The sequence below is a fragment of the Pseudoalteromonas sp. S3178 genome (assembly GCF_005886985.1).
GTDB classification, from domain to species: Bacteria; Pseudomonadota; Gammaproteobacteria; order Enterobacterales; family Alteromonadaceae; genus Pseudoalteromonas; species Pseudoalteromonas carrageenovora.
Genome location: NZ_PNCW01000071.1, coordinates 13051 through 33911 on the forward strand (window position 1 = coordinate 13051; position 20861 = coordinate 33911).

20 protein-coding genes are annotated in these 20861 nt (G+C 38.4%); 15 read left to right on the forward strand and 5 right to left on the reverse strand.

What is annotated here, in order from left to right; translation table 11 throughout:
• Window positions 1-4 precede the first annotated feature (4 nt).
• From hisD to CWC11_RS17685, 10 genes are all read left to right on the forward strand, one after another.
• Window positions 5-1306 carry a histidinol dehydrogenase gene (gene hisD, locus CWC11_RS17640; RefSeq protein ID WP_138683736.1) on the forward strand — a complete coding sequence of 434 codons (1302 nt, stop codon included), beginning with the start codon at window positions 5-7 and terminating at the stop codon, window positions 1304-1306.
• The gene (gene hisC / locus CWC11_RS17645; protein ID WP_138683737.1) at window positions 1296-2405 is read left to right on the forward strand and encodes a histidinol-phosphate transaminase; all 1110 of its coding nucleotides are present in this window, start codon (window positions 1296-1298) and stop codon (window positions 2403-2405) included. Before hisD ends, hisC begins: the two co-directional genes overlap by 11 nt.
• Window positions 2402-3463 (forward strand): bifunctional histidinol-phosphatase/imidazoleglycerol-phosphate dehydratase HisB, encoded by a 1062-nt coding sequence (gene hisB / locus CWC11_RS17650; protein ID WP_138683738.1) that lies wholly within the window; start codon window positions 2402-2404, stop codon window positions 3461-3463. Before hisC ends, hisB begins: the two co-directional genes overlap by 4 nt.
• Window positions 3460-4050 carry an imidazole glycerol phosphate synthase subunit HisH gene (gene hisH / locus CWC11_RS17655; protein WP_058405288.1) on the forward strand — a complete coding sequence of 197 codons (591 nt, stop codon included), beginning with the start codon at window positions 3460-3462 and terminating at the stop codon, window positions 4048-4050. The genes hisB and hisH overlap by 4 nt, the downstream gene beginning before the upstream one ends.
• Window positions 4051-4083: 33 nt before the next feature.
• Window positions 4084-4818, forward strand: coding sequence for a 1-(5-phosphoribosyl)-5-[(5-phosphoribosylamino)methylideneamino] imidazole-4-carboxamide isomerase (locus CWC11_RS17660; RefSeq protein WP_089349749.1), 735 nt, complete (start codon window positions 4084-4086; stop codon window positions 4816-4818).
• Window positions 4800-5579, forward strand: coding sequence for an imidazole glycerol phosphate synthase subunit HisF (hisF, locus tag CWC11_RS17665; protein ID WP_138683739.1), 780 nt, complete (start codon window positions 4800-4802; stop codon window positions 5577-5579). The genes CWC11_RS17660 and hisF overlap by 19 nt, the downstream gene beginning before the upstream one ends.
• The gene (hisIE, locus tag CWC11_RS17670; protein ID WP_138683740.1) at window positions 5570-6184 is read left to right on the forward strand and encodes a bifunctional phosphoribosyl-AMP cyclohydrolase/phosphoribosyl-ATP diphosphatase HisIE; all 615 of its coding nucleotides are present in this window, start codon (window positions 5570-5572) and stop codon (window positions 6182-6184) included. The genes hisF and hisIE overlap by 10 nt, the downstream gene beginning before the upstream one ends.
• 118 nt (window positions 6185-6302) lie before the next feature.
• Entirely contained in the window at window positions 6303-6830 is a 528-nt protein-coding gene (locus tag CWC11_RS17675) for a hypothetical protein (protein ID WP_138683741.1), read from the forward strand.
• A gap of 2 nt (window positions 6831-6832) precedes the next feature.
• Entirely contained in the window at window positions 6833-7024 is a 192-nt protein-coding gene (locus CWC11_RS17680; RefSeq protein WP_138683742.1) for a DUF1289 domain-containing protein, read from the forward strand.
• Between the two features lie 63 nt (window positions 7025-7087).
• Complete coding sequence (locus CWC11_RS17685; protein ID WP_138683743.1) at window positions 7088-7885, forward strand: glycosyltransferase family 25 protein; 798 nt, start codon at window positions 7088-7090, stop codon at window positions 7883-7885.
• Here CWC11_RS17685 and CWC11_RS17690 read toward each other — a convergent pair.
• The 3 genes from CWC11_RS17690 to CWC11_RS17700 all read right to left on the reverse strand — a co-directional run bounded on the left by CWC11_RS17690 (window position 7880) and on the right by CWC11_RS17700 (window position 11417).
• Entirely contained in the window at window positions 7880-9496 is a 1617-nt protein-coding gene (locus tag CWC11_RS17690; RefSeq protein ID WP_138683744.1) for a M56 family metallopeptidase, read from the reverse strand. The two genes, CWC11_RS17685 and CWC11_RS17690, sit on opposite strands and share 6 nt — an antisense overlap.
• 11 nt (window positions 9497-9507) lie before the next feature.
• A complete protein-coding gene (locus CWC11_RS17695; protein ID WP_039037384.1) occupies window positions 9508-9888 on the reverse strand; it encodes a BlaI/MecI/CopY family transcriptional regulator in 381 nt (126 codons plus the stop codon).
• Between the two features lie 257 nt (window positions 9889-10145).
• On the reverse strand, window positions 10146-11417 hold the full coding sequence (locus CWC11_RS17700; protein WP_138683745.1) for an O-acetylhomoserine aminocarboxypropyltransferase/cysteine synthase family protein: 1272 nt from the start codon (window positions 11415-11417) through the stop codon (window positions 10146-10148).
• Between the two features lie 274 nt (window positions 11418-11691).
• On the opposite strand from CWC11_RS17700, the gene CWC11_RS17705 reads away from it, so the two are divergent.
• Together CWC11_RS17705 and map are read left to right on the forward strand one after the other, a co-directional pair.
• Entirely contained in the window at window positions 11692-11898 is a 207-nt protein-coding gene (locus tag CWC11_RS17705; protein ID WP_138683746.1) for a ParD-like family protein, read from the forward strand.
• Window positions 11891-12667 carry a type I methionyl aminopeptidase gene (gene map / locus CWC11_RS17710; protein ID WP_138683747.1) on the forward strand — a complete coding sequence of 259 codons (777 nt, stop codon included), beginning with the start codon at window positions 11891-11893 and terminating at the stop codon, window positions 12665-12667. The genes CWC11_RS17705 and map overlap by 8 nt, the downstream gene beginning before the upstream one ends.
• Before the next feature lie 174 nt (window positions 12668-12841).
• Here map and CWC11_RS17715 read toward each other — a convergent pair whose 3' ends face one another.
• Window positions 12842-14911 carry a sensor domain-containing protein gene (locus CWC11_RS17715; protein ID WP_138683752.1) on the reverse strand — a complete coding sequence of 690 codons (2070 nt, stop codon included), beginning with the start codon at window positions 14909-14911 and terminating at the stop codon, window positions 12842-12844.
• Window positions 14912-15067: 156 nt separating this feature from the next.
• Window positions 15068-16852: a M61 family metallopeptidase gene (locus CWC11_RS17720; RefSeq protein WP_138683748.1), complete on the reverse strand. Its 1785-nt coding sequence runs from the start codon at window positions 16850-16852 to the stop codon at window positions 15068-15070.
• A 204-nt stretch (window positions 16853-17056) separates the two neighbouring features.
• Here CWC11_RS17720 and CWC11_RS17725 point away from each other — a divergent pair, with 204 nt between their 5' ends.
• From CWC11_RS17725 to xni, 3 genes are all read left to right on the forward strand, one after another.
• The gene (locus CWC11_RS17725; protein WP_138683749.1) at window positions 17057-18592 is read left to right on the forward strand and encodes a GGDEF domain-containing protein; all 1536 of its coding nucleotides are present in this window, start codon (window positions 17057-17059) and stop codon (window positions 18590-18592) included.
• A gap of 65 nt (window positions 18593-18657) precedes the next feature.
• Complete coding sequence (ppnN, locus tag CWC11_RS17730) at window positions 18658-20001, forward strand: nucleotide 5'-monophosphate nucleosidase PpnN (protein ID WP_058550280.1); 1344 nt, start codon at window positions 18658-18660, stop codon at window positions 19999-20001.
• 10 nt (window positions 20002-20011) lie between these two features.
• A complete protein-coding gene (gene xni / locus CWC11_RS17735) occupies window positions 20012-20797 on the forward strand; it encodes a flap endonuclease Xni (protein WP_138683750.1) in 786 nt (261 codons plus the stop codon).
• Window positions 20798-20861 lie beyond the last annotated feature (64 nt).

A 20861-nucleotide genomic window follows, 5' to 3' on the forward strand; every position in this document is an offset into this window, starting at 1 on the left:
TACCATGCTTCGTTGGAATGAGGAATCTTCACAAGTACAAGCAGCGGCGCTAATGCGCCCTGCGGTTTCTGCCAGCGCAAAGGTTGAAGCAATATGCCAAACAATTATGAGCGATGTTAAAGAGCAAGGCGATAAAGCCTTACTTGATATGGCTAAAAAGTTTGATAATAGAGCTAACCCTCGTTTACGTGTACCGCTTGATGAAATAAACGCATCAGAGCAAGCACTAAGCGCAGAGCTTAAATACGCAATTGACACCGCTTATGCAAACGTTAAACGTTTTCACGAAGCACAATTGCCTAAAGATATTAAGTTATCAACCCAACCTGGCGTTGTATGTGAACTGAAATATCAGGCCATCGAAGCTGTGGGTATTTATGTACCAGGTGGCAGTGCTCCACTGCCATCATCGGTTATTATGCAAGGTGTACTTGCGCAATTAAGTGGTGCTAAAACCGTCGTACTTGCAACCCCTGTTCAAGGTAATGAACGTATTAACCCTGCCATTTTATATGCTGCAAAACTGTGTGGTATTACAACGTTGATTGAAAGTGGTGGCGCAGGCGCAATAGCCGCAATGGCCTACGGCACTGAATCAGTGCCTAAAGTGAACAAAATTTTTGGCCCAGGTAATAGCTTTGTAACGATGGCAAAACAGCTTGTTGCGCAAACAATTCCTGGTATGGCAATCGATATGCCAGCAGGCCCGTCTGAAGTATTAGTTATTGCAGATGAGCGTGCAAACCCAGAATTTATAGCAGCAGATCTACTCTCGCAAGCTGAGCACGGCGGCGACTCGCAAGTTATTTTATTGTGTAACAGCGAAAGTATAATTGAGCAAACGCAGCAGGCGCTTACACGCCAACTTGCAAACTTAAGCCGAAAAGAGACAGCCGAGCAAGCACTGGCTAATTCATCACTTATTTTAGTAGACTCTGTTGAGCAAGCATTTGACGTATCAGCGCAATATGGCCCTGAGCACTTAATTTTGCAATTAGCCGATTCAACACCTTATTTAGATAAAGTAAAAAATGCAGGCTCAGTATTTGTAGGCGACTACACGCCAGAGTCAGCGGGCGATTATGCATCGGGTACTAACCACGTGTTACCTACCTATGGTTACAGTGCAACGTATTCAAGTTTAAACTTGCTTGATTTTTTCCGCACTTACACTGTGCAAACTATTAGTAAAAGTGGCTTAACGCAGCTTTCAAAAGCTATTTTACCACTAGCAGATGCAGAAGGCCTTGATGCACACGCAAATGCGGTTTCAATTCGTTTAGAGGCAATTAAAAATGAGCAATGAGAGCGCACAAGCGACAAGCTTATTACCACAAAATATTGCAGCACTTGCTGCCTATAGCTCGGCTAAAAGTGAAAAGCTAACCGGTACAACGTGGTTAAATGCCAACGAAAGTCCTTATGCTAAAAACCTTGAACTGAGTATTGAAGATTTAAATCGCTACCCAGATCCACAACCGCAACTGGTGATTGACCGCTACGCTGCTTATACAGAGCTTGAAAGCGAAAACGTATTAATGACGCGCGGCGCAGATGAAGGCATTGAGCTTTTAGTACGCACTTTTTGTGAGCCAGCTAAAGATAGCATTGCGTTATTTTTACCAACATACGGTATGTACAAAGTAACGGCTGATACTCATAACGTTGCCATTAATAGCCTAACGCAAGCGCTATTACTTGATGGTACTGTAGATGAAATAGTAAAGGCTGTGGGCAACTCGAAACTGGTGTTTATTTGTAATCCAAATAACCCAACAGGTAGCCTAACACCGCTTAATAAAGTAAAAGCAATAGCAACAGCGCTTGCTGGTAAAGCACTGGTAATTGTTGATGAAGCCTATATTGAGTTTTGCCCAGAGCAAAGCGCCACTGCACTCATAAACGAATTTAGTAATGTAGTGGTACTGCGCACATTATCTAAAGCGTTTGCACTTGCAGGGCTAAGAACCGGTTTTACACTTGCACAAGAAAGTGTACTTGCGCCAATTCGTAAAGTAATTGCGCCGTATCCGGTATCCGGTGTGGTGGCAAGTATTGCAGCACAGGCAATTGCACCTGATGCAATTACATCAATGCGCCGCCAAGTGACTATTTTAAATAGCTTAAAAGCTAAACTTGTACAGTGGTTAAACGCCTCCCCTGCTGCATTAAAAATTCTCACTGGTGAAGGTAACTTTGTTACCTTAAAATTAGCCAACAAAAACTACTTTAAAGTAGCACTTGAGCAAGGTTTAGTAATGCGCGCGTTTACCCTATACGGTGAAGACGATTGGCTACGAATTTCAATTGGTAGCGAACAAGAGCTCGAACAAGTAAAAATTTGGTTAGATGGCTTACAAACGCCGGCTACCACAGCACCATTAGCAGGAAACGAAGTATCATGAGTAACCCCTATTTATTTATTGACCGCGACGGCACCATAATTGAAGAGCCAATTACCGACAAACAGGTAGATAGTCTTGAAAAGCTTGCCTTTTTACCAGGTGTTATCCCGGCTTTATTACAATTACAAGCCGCCGGTTACCGTCTAGTGATGGTATCGAATCAAGATGGCTTAGGCACAGACAGCTTCCCGACTGCTGACTTTGATATAGCACAAGATAAAATGATGGATATTATGCAAAGCCAAGGCATTAGCTTTGACGAGGTATTAATTTGTCCACACTTTGACGAGCAAAACTGTGATTGCCGTAAACCTAAAACCGGTTTATTAACTGAGCTTATGCGTTCTGGCAAAGTTGATTTAGCACGTTCATATGTAATTGGCGATCGCCAAACAGATATTGGCCTTGCACAAAATTTATGTTGTGAAGGCATTTTGTACGATGGCAGCTGGCCTGCCATTGTTACCAAGCTCACCACAGCTAACCGCGAAGGCCGTGTTACGCGTAACACCAAAGAAACACAAATTGATGTAGCCATAAACCTAGATCAAACTAAAAACGGTAGCATAGATACTGGCCTTGGCTTTTTTGATCACATGCTTGATCAAATTCGCACGCACGCCAACATTGGTTTAAACATTAAAGCAAAAGGCGACTTACACATAGACGAGCACCACCTTGTTGAAGACATTGGTATTGCCCTAGGTGTTGCGCTTAAACAAGCGCTTGGCACTAAATCGCAAATAGCGCGCTATGGTTTTGCACTGCCAATGGATGAATGTAAAGCAGAGGCACAAATTGATTTATCGGGCCGCGCATCATTTGTATTAAACGCTAACTTTAGCCGCGAAAAAGCAGGCGATTTAGACGTACAAATGGTTGAGCACTTTTTTAAAAGCTTAAGCGATAATGCCGCTATTAGCCTTATTTTATCGGTAAGCGACGGTAACTGTCATCACCAAGTAGAAGGCTTATTTAAAGCGTTTTCACGCGCCCTTCGTATTGCAGTAGCACAAGACACGAGCCAACAAACAGCCAGCTCTAAGGGATGTTTATGATTGCCATAATTAATACAGGTTGTGCCAATATAAATTCAGTACGTTTTGCCTTTGAACGCTTAGGGCAAACGCCAACAGTAATTACCTCGCCAGAGCAATTAAAAGGCTTTGAGCGTGCAATATTACCAGGTGTTGGCCATGCATCGGTTGCTATGAAACGCCTTGTAGATAACGGCTGGCAACAAGCTATAAACGAATACCAGCGCCCACTTATGGGAATTTGTTTAGGTATGCAGTTACTGTGCGAAAGCACCGAAGAAGGTAACGTACAGTGCTTAGGTAAAATACCAGGGCAAGTAAAAGCCCTTGATGTTGGTAGTTTAACGTCGCCGCATATGGGTTGGAATAACTTAAGCATTAATAAAGAGCATGCACTTACTAAAGGGTTAACACAAGACGAGCAAGTGTACTTTGTACATAGCTTTGCACACACCGTAAACGATGCAACACTTGTAAGCGGCGAATACGGTCAAACCTTTTCAGCTATAGTTGCTAAAGACAACTACGCTGGCATGCAATTTCACCCTGAGCGCAGTGCAAAAGTAGGCACCCGTTTATTACAAAATTTTGTTGATTGGCAGCTATAAACTGCCCATTAACCAACAATAAAGAGATTATTTGTGATTATTCCAGCATTAGACGTATTACAAAATCAAATTGTTCGTTTATACCAAGGTAAATACGACACCGCTCAGTTTTACCCTTTTGAGCTTGGTGCACGTTTAAAAGAATACGCCGACAGCGGCGCAGGTAAGCTACACCTTGTAGATTTAGAGGGCGCACGCGATCCGAGTAAAAAGCAGTGGCAACATATTCAAGCCGCAACTAAAGCGCTTAATGTACCGTACCAAGTCGGCGGCGGTATTCGCTCAGAGCAAGATGTAAGTGATTGGCTAAAAGCCGGCGCTAACCAAGTTGTTATTGGCTCAATGGCGGTAGAAAAACGTGAGCAAGTAAAAGCCTGGATTGAACAATTTGGCGCAGAGCACTTTGTTATTGCCCTTGATGTAAATAAAACAGCCACTGGCTGGGCACCTGCTACGCACGGTTGGTTGAGCGAGTCAGAGTTTGGTTTACTTGAGCTTGTTGATTTTTATGTAAGCTTGGGCGTTATTGACTTTTTATGCACGGACATCAGTAAAGATGGCACCATGACGGGTCCATCGTTTGAGCTTTACGAAGATTTAACTCGTCACAACAGCGCTATTAAAGTGCAAGCTTCTGGTGGCGTAAGTTCACTTGATGACATTAAAAAACTTAAAGAGCTTGGCGTAGGCGGCGTTATTTTAGGTAAGTCTCTGCTTGATGGCGCATTTAGTGTTGAGGAGGCGTTGGCATGTTATCAAAACGCATAATTCCGTGTTTAGATGTTAAAGACGGCCAAGTAGTAAAAGGCGTTAAATTTAAAGGCCATGAAGTTGTTGGTGATATTTTAACAATGGCAAAAGCATACAGCGATGCTGGTGCCGATGAACTGGTTTTTTATGAGATCAGCGCAAGTGTTGAAAAACGCTTACTTGACGTAAATTGGGTAGAGAGCATTGCCCGCCATATTGATATTCCATTTTGTGTGGCTGGCGGTATTAAATCGGTAGCCGATGCAGCCCGTGTTTTAGAGCGCGGCGCCGATAAAATAAGTATTAACAGCCCTGCTATTGCACGCCCTGAGCTTATAAAAGAGTTACACGATGAATTTGGTAAGCAATGTGTTGTTGTAGGTATTGATAGTTTTTACGATGAAGTGACCGGCGAATACTTAGTATATCAATTAACCGGCGATCCTAATGCATCAAGCCGTACACGTTATAAAACCGAGGAATGGGTAAAACGCGTACAAGACTTAGGCGCTGGCGAAATTGTTTTAAACTGTATGAACCAAGACGGCGTACGTAATGGTTACGACAACGAGCAGCTAAGTAAAATGCGCGCGTTATGTAATATACCGCTTATCGCCTCTGGCGGTGCAGGCAGCATGCAAGACTTTGTAGACGTATTTAAACAAAGCGAAGTAGATGGCGCATTAGCAGCCAGTGTTTTTCACAAAAATGTGATTAACATTAGCAAACTAAAACAATTTTTAACCGATAACCAAGTGGCAGCAAGATTATGCAATTAACACAACAAAACCAAACTCAAGTTGATTTTGCTAAAAGCGAAATGATCCCTGCTATTGTTCAAGATGCCCGCTCTGGCGTTATTTTAATGCAAGGCTTTATGAACAGCGAAGCACTAAAGGTAACACTTGAAAGCAACAAAGTGACCTTTTATTCGCGTTCTAAATCGCGTTTATGGACTAAAGGCGAGTCATCAGAAAACTACTTAAATGTGGTATCGGTTCATACCGATTGTGACTACGACTCAATTTTAGTACTGGCAAGCCCTGAGGGCCCAACGTGCCACTTAGGCACGCAAAGCTGCTTCGGCGATGATGCTAAACCAAGCTTAAGCTTTTTAGCACAATTAGAAGATGTCATTGTTGAGCGTAAAAATGATGACCCATCAAAAAGCTACACCGCTTCATTGTTTGCTAAAGACTTAAGCCGTAGCTGTCAAAAAGTAGGTGAAGAAGGCGTAGAAGTTGCCCTTGCCGCAATGAAACACGATAACGATGAGCTTACTAACGAATCGGCTGATTTAATTTATCACCTGACTGTATTACTACAACGCCAAGGCTTAAGCCTAGTAGATGTAGTTAAGTGCCTGCAAGGTCGCCATAAATAGCACCAGCTAAAGTAAATTAAAAGAGGCTCATATTTTATGGGCCTTTTTGTTTTCCCTTTTAGTTGAATAAGTTATGTGTGGTATAGTGCGAGGCTCAATTTATCGGTTACTGTGAACTATGAAAAACTATATTATTCTTTTTATTGTTGTGTTTATTCTAGCGGGCTGTACTAGTAAAACAAAACAAACGGCTACTCCACCTACAATAAGTAAGCCTGTAAATTCCGTAGTAACATCTAATGAATGTAGCACCATAAACCGCCTAGTAACCGGTTATGAATCTGAATTTGACTCAATAAAAACAGACAAAGTAAATAACCAGTTCACTAACCAATGGCGTACTAATACTCATTTAATAGGTTCACATTGTACTGTTACTTTAAATGAGTCAGAACAAGTAAGTTACCAATGCCAAACACCTACAAAAACACAAACACATGCAGTAAAGTCGCATCAAACACTTGCTAAGCAATTACGCCAATGCCTATCAAAAACAGGTTGGTTTGAAAGCCAAAAAGAAACAGCAAGTTCAATTTACAGCTCATTTGTACTTGATACTAAAAATCCGGTTATTACACTTTCTACAATTCAAGAAGGTAATGGGTTTTCTACTCGCTTTGAAATTGCACCACCGTTAGGACTTTAACAATGCGCAAATCAAATCAAAACAAAAAACCATCTAAATTAAAAACCGACTGTATAGGCATATGTGAACGCCGCAGCGGTTATTGCACTGGGTGCGGTCGAACTAATGAAGAAATATTTGATTGGATCATTCTCTCTCAAGATGAAAAAGATGCAATTTTAGCGCAGCCAAGAGCGGACTTAAAAAAGCCATAAATTTGCAACTGCCATGTAATACAGCCCTCTTACTATAAGTAAAAAATGTAAGAGGCATTAGGTATGGCAGCAATATTTGTAATTAATTTGGCACGCTCAACCAAGCGTTTAAAACAAACCACAGAGCGGCTATCTGCAGTTAACTTAACGTTTAAGCGTATAGACGCTATTGATGGTAATAACTTAACTGATAAACAAAAATACCTTCATTACAACCAACAACTAAACAAACAAAAATACCACTACGCACTTAGCAATGGCCAAATTGGCTGCTATTTAAGTCATCGTAAAGCTTGGCAAAAGATAGTTGATGAAAAATTGAAATACGCAATTGTGCTTGAAGATGATTTTTATATTGATGAGTCCATTCATGATGCGATTAAAAATATTGAGCAGCTAAACCAGCCTTGGCAACTTATTAAACTTGCAGCCTATGAAAACCGCACACGCCCTATCGCCTATCAGCACAACCTTAACAGCCACCAGCAGTTAGTGATACACAAAAAACTAATGACCGGCTGCTGCGCGACAGCAATAAGTTATGAAGGGGCAAAACAACTACTTAAAGCCACAGCCCAATTTGGTCGCCCTGTAGATTGCGACTTACAACATACATGGGAAACACAGGTTAATGGTTTTTCACTTATGCCATACCCAATTAAGCAAGACGCTAACATCAAAAGTGATATTGCCAGCTGCACAACTAAAACACGAATTAAAAAAGCATTTTTGCGGCGTAAAACACAGCAAATTAAAAGCTGTATTTTAAATAAGGTTTATACAAGCGCCTTTGTAAAAAAATTTAAACAGAATGAAACAGGAGCCTCAAAGGCTCCAAGTTTAATTACTCAACGCTTATAACATCCTTAAAAGTTGAGAATCTGGTATGCCAGTTTGCGGTAATAACGCGGGGGTAACTGCAAATACGTCTGGAATTTTACTTTTGATTTCGTTCATCTTTTTGCGGTTATTTTGTTTATCATAAACATAGTATTTAAGGATATTTCCGTATACATCATCTTTTGCATCAACCTGCTCTAGGGTTTTTAATGCCTTATCATAATCAGCAAGGTAAATGTATGCCAGTGCTAAGTTATCAGCAGAGCCAACATGTAGTTTCCCTTCAAGCTGTTTTGATAAATCTTCAAGCTCTACAACTGCAAGCTCATAACGCCCTAATTGTATATACGCGGTTGCTAGTGAATTTTTTAAAAAGTAAGGCGGGTTACTACCAGGCTCATACCATTTTTCGTAAGCACTCAGTATATCTTCATATTGCTCAAGTTTAGAGTAAATGTGATTTAGCAGCCTGAAGCTTTGTAGTTTGATTTCAGCTTCTTCAAAACCAGTAAGTTTATCTCTATTTAAGTGCCATTGTTGAATGCCTTGCGCAGCTTGGTTTAACAGTTCAGGGTTATCACTTTTTGCCCCTGCTGCACTTTTAAGAAGTTGTGCAAGTTGTTGATTATAAGCTTCACTTTTTACAGGTACCTGAGAAGTTTTACTACTTTGCTGTTTACTACCCGTATTACCATCTACAATTTGCGCTGCAGCTAAAGCACTAAAAGACATTGCCGCCGCAACCATAACCAAATATTTACTTTTCATTGTTTTTTCCTTGTTTAACATTTTGATCCTCTGAATATTAAAGCTCTTAGAATGAGCAATATTCAAAAGTGGGGGGGTAAAAAAGTTGTTTTTGCTTGTAACGTTTTGCTTCTTTAGTAATAAACTGGCTAAATCTAATTGGTATTTATCTTTTAGCTTTTCCATACACAACTCATCACAGCTAAGTTCAAGTTGCTCCCGCGCTAAACTAGTTAACTTTAAGCAGATAGGGTTCCACCAAAAAACGCTTTCTGTAAAACAAATAATCCACGTCCAATAAATATCACCTTGTTGTAAGTGAGTTGCCTCATGTTGAATAACTGAATTTAATTCTTCACGATTCACCATCGACGATTCTAACCAAATAACAGGCTTTATCAATCCGGTAGCAAAAGCTGGCTCTGTATGGGTTGTTAGCCTAATTGGATACTGATTTTTGATGTGTTTAAGTTCAGGACTTGGCTTTGAGTTAATGTATAAAGTTTTTATAAGCTTTACGTATAAGCCCATGCGTAATAAAAACAATCCACAACCACTAATAAGCAGAATAATAAAAATATTATTAAGTGATGGAACAAAGTCCCATATACTCTGCTTACTTAGTAGCGTGTTCGGAGTCGTTGTTTGTAAGTCTTCTGGAATTAACACTTTTATATCGGGAACAATTTTCGCCACATTAAATGTGTAGCGTTCTGCTCCTTCAAAAAATGATAACTGAGATAAGTATTGCCAAGGGACAAACCAACATGCCAAGGCAATCATCAAAAGGTAAAAGTTTAATCGTGCAGGGGCATTTTTTAACCCCTTTACTGTAAGTAAAATACATAAGCTAATAAGTGTGCTGGTAAATAAATAATCCGTCATTACCCTCTCCTTTAATCTAACTTCTTATTTTTTAAAAGCGTTTGTAAGTATTCAATATCTTCGTCGTTTAGCTTTTCTTCTTTAATAAAGTGAGCAATTAAACTACGGGAATTGCCTTTGAAAAATCGTTGCATAAAACTAGGCATAGCTTGCTCCGATAACGTGTCTTGAGTCACGATTGTTCTAAAAACAATAGCTCGCCCTTCAAGCCCACAGCGCTCTATAGCGCCTTTTTGCTCTAGCCTATCAACAATGGTTTTAACCGTTGTATAAGCTACTTTTTTATCTTTTTGCTTATCTGATAAAAGTACTTTATGTAGTTGACTGGCGGTACAAGGCTCTTCCTGCCAGAGAAGCTGCATAATATCCATTTCAAAATCACTAAGTTTCATTGTTGCTCCTATTACTACACTTGTAGTGGTACTGTTACAAATGTAGTAGTAAGTAATCTTAGTGTCAATAAAAAATTGTCATATGGATAAAAAACAATCGGTGAAAATATAAAAGTATTAAAAAGGTTTTATAAAAAATTAATATTAAACAGGGAGGTGTGCTTACTAATTGATTCTAGAAAAACATAAAAAACGAGAGTATATTTTAAACTAACGCTTTTTATGTTTTAAGCTTTTTACGAAAGGTAGTGAGGTAACTATGCTTTATCGAGCGCTTGGCTTACATCGGCAATTATGTCGGCAATGTTTTCAATACCTACTGACAAACGAATTAGATCGCGGCTTACACCTGCATTTGATAATTCTTCATCGTTTAATTGGCGGTGTGTGGTAGACGCAGGATGGCACGCTAGCGACTTGGCATCGCCAATATTAACTAAACGTAAAATCATGTTTAGTGCATCAATAAACCGCGTACCTGCCTCTAGACCACCCGCAATACCAAAACTTAAAATACCCGATGCTTTGCCACTGGTAATTTTTTGGCTCATTGCATTATACGGGCTTGATTTTAACCCTGCGTAATTAACCCAAAGCACTTTTGGATGATTTTCTAAATACTCAGCTAGTTGCTGTGCATTTTCGCAGTGGCGATCCATTCTTAAGCCTAAAGTTTCAAGGCCAATTAGAATGTCAGATGCGTTTTTAGGTGCAAGCGCTGCACCGGTATTTCTCAGAGGCACTACTCTACAACGACCAATAAATGCAGCCTCAGCAAAAGCTTCGGTATAAACCACATTGTGATACGACGGATCGGGCTCGTTCATCATTGCAAAGCGCGTGGCGTTGGCTTTCCAATCAAACTTACCAGAGTCGACAATCATGCCACCAATGGCAGTGCCGTGTCCGTTTATGTATTTTGTTAGCGAGTGCACCACAATATCAGCGCCTAGTTCAAATGGGCGGCATAAGTATGGTGTAGCCACGGTATTATCAACAATAAGTGGCACACCTTTGCTATGAGCAATCTTAGCTAAACGCTCAATATCAACAATATTACCTGCAGGGTTACCAATAGATTCACAAAAAACGGCGCGGGTGTTGTCGTCAATGGCATCCTCGAATGCGCTAAAGTCATCAGCCTTAATCATACGCGCTTCAATACCTTGGCGTGGTAATGTATGGGCAAATAAATTATACGTGCCGCCATATACTTGACTGGTGCTCACAATATTAGTACCTACTTCGCACAAACATTGAATAGCATACGTAATAGCCGCCATCCCTGAGGCAACAGCCAGCGCACCAATGCCCCCTTCCATTGCAGCAATACGTTGTTCAAGTACGGCATTGGTTGGGTTCATTATGCGGGTGTAAATATTTCCAGGTACTTTTAAATCGAATAAATCAGCACCATGCTGCGTGTTATCAAATGTATACGATGATGTATTGTAAATAGGCACCGCTGCAGATTTTGTCGTATCCTCAGATTCGTAACCGTGGTGCAGTGCTAATGACTCTAATTTCATATTTATCTCCTTTAATATTGTGTTGCTTAAACCTAGCATTTTTAGGTTATAAATTGCACATGAAATATATTAATGAATTATGGTTATTTTGAGCCCTTTTAAATGGCTAATAGTGGTAAAAAGACATAACTATAGCTAACTAAATAATTGGTTGATGTTATTGGTAGTTGAACAAAATCTCGCTATTTAATAGTAAATATCAAAGTTTGACATCTACTCCACCCAAGTATACGATTCATATATAATACATATACATTTAATTGCGAAATATATAATGGGAATAGTAAAAATATCAGACGAGTTGCATGAGGAAATTAGAAAGTCGAGTAATGTCATGTCTAGATCTATCAATTCTCAAGCTGAGTTTTGGATTAAAATTGGCATGCTTGCAGAGCTAAACCCTACACTCTCTTATAATGAAATAATTAAAAAGCAATTAATAAAAGAAAAGCTCTCTATAGAGGAGCTCTTAAATGAATAACGTAATAATTAAAACTGATGCTGAAATTGAGTTAATGAGGGAATCTGGCAGGCTTTTAGCGCAAGTATTTAAAATGCTCGATGAGTTTATATGTGAAGGAATCACGACATTAGATATAGACACTCAAGTAGAAAATTATATTATTGAAGTGTTAAACGCGCGCCCAGCCAGCAAAGGGCAGTATGGCTATCAATATTCATTGAACACATCGGTAAATGATGTGGTATGCCATGGTGTACCTAATAATATTTACAAACTAAAAAGCAAAGATATTTTAAATGTAGATATTACTTTAGAAAAAAATGGTTTTATCAGTGACTCTAGTAAAATGTATACATTTTCGGCAGTAAGTTTAGAAGCTAAGCGTTTAGTGGAAACTACATATAACGCTATGTGGAAAGGGATTAAGCAAGTAAAACCTAAAGCAACATTAGGCGATATTGGCCACGCTATTCAAAAGCACGCCGAAACTTCTGATTATAGTGTAGTTCGAGAGTATTGCGGCCATGGCATCGGTAAAGAAATGCATGAAGAGCCACAAGTATTGCACTATGGTAAACCTCATACAGGGTTAGTTCTAGAAGCTGGTATGACATTTACTATAGAACCTATGATCAACCAAGGTTCTAAAAAAGTAAAAACAAAAAAAGATGGATGGACAGTCGTAACAAGAGACAAGAAGCTTTCTGCCCAATGGGAGCATACCATTTTAGTAACACAAACAGGCTTTGAAGTATTAACCCTTCGCCATGATGAAAATTTTGCTTAGCTAAGTATCGTCTACATGTATTTGGTAGTGCAAAAGAAAGTACTTTTAGCAACGTTAAAGCATGAGATTTAATACATATTATAAAATCCTTTTATAGTTTCTATAATAGGTTACTCGCGATGCGCTGTCTGGGTCAAAAACTGTGCAATGTTCTAACTAAATCAAGATAAAACACTATGTTGAAAATTCAAACAGTTGGGCCGCAGGTAAAGGCTTACTAAAATAATACCCTTGAATGCTATAGCACTCTAATTGCTTTAAAAGTAAAAGCTGCTCTTTACTTTCAACGCCTTCAGCCACAACACTTAAACCTAAACTATGCGACATTGCTATAATGCCTTTAACCAAATTACAGTCTTCTTTATTTTGTGTTATGCCACTTATAAAACTTCTATCTATTTTAAGTACATTAAAAGGATACTCTCGCAAATAGTTGAGCGACGAATAACCTGTACCAAAGTCATCCATTGAGAGTGTTATACCTAGCTCTGTCATATCTACCAATGTAGTTATAATATTAGCTTGGCCGCTCATAAGAACACCTTCGGTAATTTCAAGCTCTAAATATTTAGCCTCTACATTGCTACTTTTAAGCGTGCTTTTAATATAGGAAAGTAATTTAGGATCTCTAAATTGACTCGGTGATAAATTCACTGCCATTGAATATGATTTTTTATGTGCTTTATGCCATTTACTCAAACACTTCAGTGCTTGTTCTATTACATATTTACCTATGGGTACTATTAAACCAGTATGCTCTGCTATGGGTATAAATTCATCGGGTGAGATGTTACCAAGTTTTGGGTTATGCCACCTTAGCAATGCCTCAGCGCCAATAATTTGATTACTTTTTGCCTCTACCTGTGGCTGAAAATAAAGCTCAAACTCGTTGCGTTGCAATGCACTATGCATTTGTTCTTCAATGTAGAATCGGCGTTTTATAATTTCGTTCATTTGCTTTGTAAAAAAAGAATAGGTGTTTCTACCCAAGCCCTTTGCTTGATACATTGCTGTATCGGCATTTTTTAATAAATCTGATGCAGAGCTACCATTTTCAGGATACATGGCAACTCCTACACTAAGTGTAATTATTAATTCTCGTCCTTCTACTTTAAATGGCTTTCTAAAGCTTTTAAGTACCTTGTCTACTATACGTAAAGCACTATTAGCCGATGCCAACCCTTGCAGTACAACTATAAATTCATCACCACCGAGTCGCCCTACCAGATCTGTTTTATTTAGCACTTGCTTTAACCGCTCTGCTGCTTCAATTAATAATTGATCGCCAATTTCATGACCCAAAGAATCATTAATTTTTTTAAAATCGTCTAAATCTAAAAAGCACACAGCTGCATTAGTTTTGTTTGCATCGGCACTGAGTAATATTTTTGAGAGCTCTTCGAGTGCTAAAAATCGGTTCGGGAGCAAAGTTAAGCTATCAAAAAAAGCTTGTTTACGTATTAACTCATCAGATTTATGTTGCTCGGTAATGTCACGCACAATAATCATAACTTGTTTGTACTGTGATACATGATTTAAGCGTGCTTCAAAATAAACTAAACCATGGGGTAATTTAAGTTCGTATTCAAAACGTACTAAAGCACTCTCTTTTAACGCTTGGGCAATATTTATTTTAAACTTGGTAGCAATTTCATCAGGCAATACTTCGAACATATTCTTTCCAATAAGCTCATTTGAATTTGCGTATAAATTGCTATTATTACTGGCGTGAAAGTCGACAATGGTTCCATCTTCTTGCATTAAGAAGAACAAATCTGGAATGGCCTCAAATATCGTTTCAAGCATTTTTTGTTTAAAAACAGCTTGCCCTTGCGCCTTTTTTACATCAGTTAAGTCTATGTCTATACAATACATTTGTTTATTATTGTATTGGTTTATGAACATTACGTGGCTTGAATATACACAAACCATTGATCCATTCTTACGTGTTAAATTAAGCTCAGCAGCAGGTATTTCTTCATCGTTATTGAGCCAATTAGTATGAGCATTTATAACGCCTTCACGCATAGTATGGGGAATAATTAGATCTTCAAGTTTTTGGCCTGCTGCTTCTTTTGCACTATACCCATATAAAAGTTCACTGCCTTTATTCCAATAAATGACTTGTCTTTGTTCGTCATAACCTTGCACAGAAATAGCCTCCACGGCATCAAATAATTGATGCAATGGATCGTTTATTACAAACTTATGCGTTAACGTATGAACAACTTTATCGGATGTCATTGCTAGGCGAATACCAAAAAAGGGTTTGTAATTAACCATAGTACTAAATGATTAATTTTTCCTAATAAGTTATTTATTAAAACAGTATCACTTTGTTTATAGCAATAAAAAAGGAGCCTAAGCTCCTTAATTGCAATAATCATAAAACATTATGAATTATTTATTTACATCACTTGGGTGCTCAACGCCAATCCAAGCTTTAAATAGTGCTTTTTGCTCAGGTGTTGCCACTTTATTTGCGACAACTTTTTTAGGTTTATCGTAATTTTTAGATAAAACTAACGTTAAGCTTTCAAGTTTATCTCGACGAATATAATCAATCGTCACCTTATCGCCCGCATTAAATGTTTCTAGGCTACTTTTTAGATCTTTGCCTACATGTTGCTTGTTAATAGCAACAATTTTGTCGTCGGTTGTTAAACCCGCATCCCATGCACTACCACCGCGTTTAACATAGCTAAGAGTTAACAGCTCACCTGTGTTTTTAGCCGTTGCATCAATGCTTGCAACTACTTTAGCTTTTTCAGGACGCTCAAGTTTTAAACCAACCTTAGCAAGTAGCTTATCAAAGTTAATATTTGCTGGAGAGTCTACATTTTCTTTCCACCAGGTTGAATAATCACGGCCGGTTAGGTTTTCTAAAATATTTAGCACATCAGTTTGTGTAAAACCGGCAGGCATTTTATGGTTGTTATAAAGTGCCTTATGTACGTCGCGGTAACTAATTTTACCTTGGCTTTTTTCAAGTAAGTCGATATCTAAAGCTAATGAAAGTAACGAGCCTTCTGAATAAATATTTGTACTGTAATTACGAGCATGATCCCCACCTTGGTTTATCCACTTATCAAAGCTGGTTTCGCTTGCACTTTGTACTTCTCGACCTGGTGTTTGTAAGTGTCGATTAACTGTTTTGCTCATCACTTTAAAAAATTCGTCGGTTGTTTCTATACCCGAGCGAACTAACAAATGATCTTCAAAATAGCTTGTAGAACCCTCGGCAATCCAAAGTAATTTTGAGTAGTTCATATTTGTGTAATCGTAAGGAACTAAACCTTGAGGGCGATACGCTTTAACATTCCATGTGTGCACAAACTCATGAGCTGCGGTACTTATAAACCCTAAGTAATCTTCGCGACTGCCAAAACGATCTCTTGGGCGTTGTATAATGGTTGAATTTAAATGCTCAGTTGCACCACCGGCACCCGACGTTGCGTGTACCATAAATACATAACGTTCATAAGGGTAGCTATCCCAAATTACATTGCCTGTAGCCACTAATTTTTTTAGATCACTTAGCATTAAATCTACGTCGTAGTTACCATCACCCCACACCACTAAATCATATTCTCGATTATCTACTTCAAAAGTATGTAGTTGGTTAATTCCTGTTTCGATAGGCGAATCTACAAGCACATCATAATCGGCCGCTTTAAAAGTATTTTTACCTTTTAAGTTATCCATACCCGATACAGAGCGCCATTTTTTAGGAACATCTAAATTAACAGTCACTGGTTCTTGTCTAAATGACTCACTAAACATGAAAAAACCTGATGCATCTATAAATGCATGGCTATCGTCAATATGGCGAGCACGCTTACCAAGCTCGTTAGCATACACTTGATAATCTACGCTTACTTGTGTTGGTTCAGTTAAATGAACTCGCCACGTACTGTGATCAATTTTTTCCCATTTTAATGCTTCACCATTATCACCTTGTGCTTTGAAATAACGCACACCATTGGCTAGGTTTAACATTTCGTAGCGCCCAGTGCGCCATGCAGGCAACTTTATATCTAAATGTGATTGTGCTGTTTTAGGAAACTCTACACTTACATCACCTAAATGATGTTGTGGCTGCGATATGTTTAAAGAATAGTTTACATCGGCAAATACCGGCGCTGAACAAGCAGCTAAAATTGACAAGGCTAATAACTTTTTCATGAACACTCTTACTGGTAACTTAATTACTAATAAGACTAACAATCTCATTCTTAAAAGTGAATTAAATACGATAAGTTGCTCTGAATACGAGTTTATACGTACTATGACTTTAAATTTTATAAGTTTTTTACTAGATAACTACACTTAATAAAATTTTGTTGTAAACTGAACTTAATGAAACTAATACAATGGCGGTATGCTTAGGTGACTGAAAAATCTAAAGCTACAGATAAAAAGTTGAAACAAGCTATTGATGCTCGTATGGCAGTAGAAACTGCGCGAAAACACCAAGTTGATATTTTATCTAATTTAGCTGCAAAATTGTCTTTGAGCTGTAAAGGCCTAGACACAGAGCTTGATAATAGATTAGCTAGGTTTCGTTCTGCATTAGTAAAAGGGGTTAGTTTTGAAGATTTGTCACCACTAATTGACGAACTGGTTGGCTTATTACAAAACCAAGAGGCAGTTCAACTAGCTCAGCAAAGAGACTTATTTACGAGTGTTCAAAGCGCAGGTAAGCAACTACAAAAAACAAAAGGCTTACCAGATGAAACGCGTCGTACTTTGCGTCACTTGTTAGATCATGAAATAAATAACGTTCAGTCTACGCACGACTATATTCCTTTATTAGATCAACTCATTAGCTTTTATCATCAAGCTCTTCAAACCAAGCTCTCAGCAAATCAAGGTGAAGACAGCTCTGTATCCTCACAAATGGCAAAACAATTGTTAGAGCTTGCCAATGAGTTAGTACTTGAAGATGAGTCGACGGATCAAATAAAAGTAATAAAAAATACAATCACTGATAGCGACAGCCTAGAAAACCTTCTTGATGCTGCAATAAAAATAATAAGCGTTGTCGTAAAAAATATTAATAAAGAGCGTCAGTCAGCTCAAAGTTTTTTAACTTCACTTAATCAGACATTAGAAGAGCTACATCACTCGATTGTATCTACCAGTAAACACTCTGAATCAATGAATGTTGAGTTTAATATTTTAAACAAAAGCATTGAAAGTAAAATTAAAAATCTCAATGAGCAAACTCAACAAGCCACCTCAATCTCATCGTTAAAAGAGCTTGTTGATAACGAATTAAAATCTTTGAGTGAAGACTTCATCGCCAAAGAAAAATTAGAACAAGAAGACCGTCAAATGCTTGTTTCTAGTTTTGATAGCATTACAAAACGAATTGTTACCCTAGAAAGCAAGCTAACAACGTATAAAAAGCGCTTAAACGAACAACGTTTTAAAAGCTTACTTGATGGGCTTACTAAATTACCTAATCGCGCAGCCTTTGACGAGCGCTACAATCATGAAATGCACCTATTTAATGTGCAACCATCAGATGTTACCCTTGCGGTGATTGATGTAGACCATTTTAAATCAATAAATGACCGATTTGGCCATACAGCGGGTGATATTACATTACAGGTTATTTCTAAAGCTTTGCAAAAGTCGGTAAGAAAATCTGATTTTATAGCCCGTTACGGCGGTGAAGAATTTGTATTATTAATGCCGGGTGTATCGCTAGAAAACGCCGCACTTCCGCTTGATAAGGTTAGAAAGGTTATTAAAAATATTCCTTTTAAATTTAGAGAAAAACAAATAGAGATCACTATTTCTGTTGGTGCGACTCAATTTAAAAAAGGCGATACCCCGCTCAAAGCATTTGATAGAGCAGATGACGCCCTTTACGAAGCAAAAAATTCTGGTCGGGATCGCCTTTGTACTAGTAAGTAATAAATTACAAACGTTGTTTATTTATTACCACGCAGTTTACTATTTTAGCCTCAAGGAGAACGCCGATGTTAATACAGTTAAACCCAACAGGGGTTTTAGATTTACTGTCGCAATTAGAAGTTGATTTATTAGAGCAATCTTCCGCTAGCGAGCGTTATAAGTTATTTAGAAACTGTGCGCTTGCAGTTCTTAATGTAGGTAGCCATACCGACTCAAGCAACGAAATTTATGACAAATATCAAGACTTTGACATTCGATTAGTTAGCCGTGAGCGCGGTATTAAAATTGAACTTGAAAACCCACCCGAAACAGCCTTTGTTGATGGCGAAATAATTACAGGTATTCACGAACATATCTTCTCTGTTATTCGTGATATTTTATTTATTTGCCAAAAATATGAAAAGGATCTCAAAGAGCAAAAAGCTATCACACATATGGTTTTTGATATGCTTAGAAATGCAGGCGCTCTGAGAGTAAATAGCGAGCCAAGCATGATCGTTTGTTGGGGCGGCCACTCAATTAACGAAATTGAATACAAATACACTAAGCAAGTTGGCTACGAGCTTGGCCTACGTGGTTTAAATATTTGTACTGGTTGCGGCCCTGGTGCCATGAAAGGCCCAATGAAAGGTGCAACTATTGGTCATGCTAAACAGCGAAACACCGATAATCGTTATTTAGGGTTAACGGAGCCAAGTATTATTGCTGCTGAGCCACCAAACCCGATCGTTAATGAACTTGTTATTTTACCTGATATTGAAAAACGCTTAGAAGCATTTATAAGAACAGCCCACGCAATTATTATTTTCCCTGGTGGTGCAGGTACAGCTGAAGAATTACTATACCTTTTAGGGATTTTACTTCATCCAGATAACGCTAAGCAGTGTTTACCTGTAATTTTAACAGGGCCAAAAGAAAGTGAAGCGTATTTTAACGAGCTTTGCCAATTTATTGAAATGACTTTAGGCACGCAAGCACTCGATAAATTTGAAGTGATCATAGATAACCCTGAACTCGTTGGCCAAAAGCTAAAGTCTGCCATGGCAAGTGTACGAAATTACCGTAAAAGTGAAGGTGATGCTTATTACTTTAATTGGACACTTAAAATTGATAACGACTTTCAGCAACCGTTTGCCCCTACTCACGAAAATATGGCAAACCTCGACTTACACCTTGAACAACCCAAGCAACAATTAGCGGCTAATTTACGCCGTGCGTTTTCAGGTATAGTTGCCGGTAATGTAAAAGATGAAGGTATAAAAGCCATTAAACAAAATGGGCCTTATATTTTAAGTGGCGAGCCGGCCTTAATGACCGATATGGATAAACTACTACAAGCATTTGTTGACCAAGGTAGAATGAAACTCCCTGGTAGTAAATATATTCCGTGTTACAAAATAAAAGCATGAGTTATATAGTTTGAAACCCCAATTACTTCTAATTGATGCGCTTAATTTAATTAGGCGCATTTACGCTGTTGATGCTAATCAAAAACACCACAGTGATGCACAAATGATTGAAGCATGCTGCTCACGTGTTGCCCACGCATGTAAAAAACTACTTAAAAGTAGTAATGCAACACATGCTATTGCGGTCTTTGATGGAGATAGAAGCTGGCGATACCATTTTTACAAAGATTACAAACATTCACGCGCACCAATGCCGCAAATGTTAAAAGACGCATTAGTAGATTTTAAAACGGCAATAGAACAAACTGGCATTGTTGTATTTGAACCCGTTAACGATGAAGCTGACGATATAATAGCAACGCTTGCTTACAAGGCCTCCAGTAATCAAATAAGTAACATTGTAGTATCAACGGATAAAGGGTTTTTACCACATATTGGCTCTTACATTACCGTTTACGATTACTTTAAAAAGTTATACCTTGACGAGACAAGTATAAAAGAGCGTTTTGGAGTAGAGAAAAACAAGCTGGTTGATTTTTGGGCTCTAGCAGGCGATAAAACCAATGATATACCTGGCGTTAAAGGTATTGGCACAAAGTCTGCGCAGCAGTTAGTAAATAACTATAGTTCTATTGAGCAAGCGCTAGAGGATGACTCTTTAACCCCTAGTATTAAAAATAAGCTTGCCGCTCATATGGATATGTATGTTATTTCAAAACACTTAGTTAGTTTGCGTACCGATATAAATTTAGGCTTTAGTTTAAAGCAGTTAAGACTAGGGCGTGTTGTTCTTTGATGGTTGAATTTGCAGCAGTGTGTTTGGTTTTTAGGCAAGGCGAAGCCTATGAAGTGTGGTTACT

What these genes read in the sequence shown, in the direction of transcription:
- hisD (WP_138683736.1), top strand. Translation starts at nt 5, where the DNA reads ATGCTTCGTTGGAATGAGGAATCTTCACAAGTACAAGCAGCGGCGCTA.
- hisC (WP_138683737.1), top strand. Translation starts at nt 1,296, where the DNA reads ATGAGCAATGAGAGCGCACAAGCGACAAGCTTATTACCACAAAATATT.
- hisB (WP_138683738.1), top strand. Translation starts at nt 2,402, where the DNA reads ATGAGTAACCCCTATTTATTTATTGACCGCGACGGCACCATAATTGAA.
- hisH (WP_058405288.1), top strand. Translation starts at nt 3,460, where the DNA reads ATGATTGCCATAATTAATACAGGTTGTGCCAATATAAATTCAGTACGT.
- hisF (WP_138683739.1), top strand. Translation starts at nt 4,800, where the DNA reads ATGTTATCAAAACGCATAATTCCGTGTTTAGATGTTAAAGACGGCCAA.
- hisIE (WP_138683740.1), top strand. Translation starts at nt 5,570, where the DNA reads ATGCAATTAACACAACAAAACCAAACTCAAGTTGATTTTGCTAAAAGC.
- CWC11_RS17675 (WP_138683741.1), top strand. Translation starts at nt 6,303, where the DNA reads ATGAAAAACTATATTATTCTTTTTATTGTTGTGTTTATTCTAGCGGGC.
- CWC11_RS17680 (WP_138683742.1), top strand. Translation starts at nt 6,833, where the DNA reads ATGCGCAAATCAAATCAAAACAAAAAACCATCTAAATTAAAAACCGAC.
- CWC11_RS17685 (WP_138683743.1), top strand. Translation starts at nt 7,088, where the DNA reads ATGGCAGCAATATTTGTAATTAATTTGGCACGCTCAACCAAGCGTTTA.
- CWC11_RS17690 (WP_138683744.1), bottom strand. Translation starts at nt 9,496, where the DNA reads ATGACGGATTATTTATTTACCAGCACACTTATTAGCTTATGTATTTTA.
- CWC11_RS17695 (WP_039037384.1), bottom strand. Translation starts at nt 9,888, where the DNA reads ATGAAACTTAGTGATTTTGAAATGGATATTATGCAGCTTCTCTGGCAG.
- CWC11_RS17700 (WP_138683745.1), bottom strand. Translation starts at nt 11,417, where the DNA reads ATGAAATTAGAGTCATTAGCACTGCACCACGGTTACGAATCTGAGGAT.
- CWC11_RS17705 (WP_138683746.1), top strand. Translation starts at nt 11,692, where the DNA reads ATGGGAATAGTAAAAATATCAGACGAGTTGCATGAGGAAATTAGAAAG.
- map (WP_138683747.1), top strand. Translation starts at nt 11,891, where the DNA reads ATGAATAACGTAATAATTAAAACTGATGCTGAAATTGAGTTAATGAGG.
- CWC11_RS17715 (WP_138683752.1), bottom strand. Translation starts at nt 14,911, where the DNA reads ATGACATCCGATAAAGTTGTTCATACGTTAACGCATAAGTTTGTAATA.
- CWC11_RS17720 (WP_138683748.1), bottom strand. Translation starts at nt 16,852, where the DNA reads ATGAAAAAGTTATTAGCCTTGTCAATTTTAGCTGCTTGTTCAGCGCCG.
- ppnN (WP_058550280.1), top strand. Translation starts at nt 18,658, where the DNA reads ATGTTAATACAGTTAAACCCAACAGGGGTTTTAGATTTACTGTCGCAA.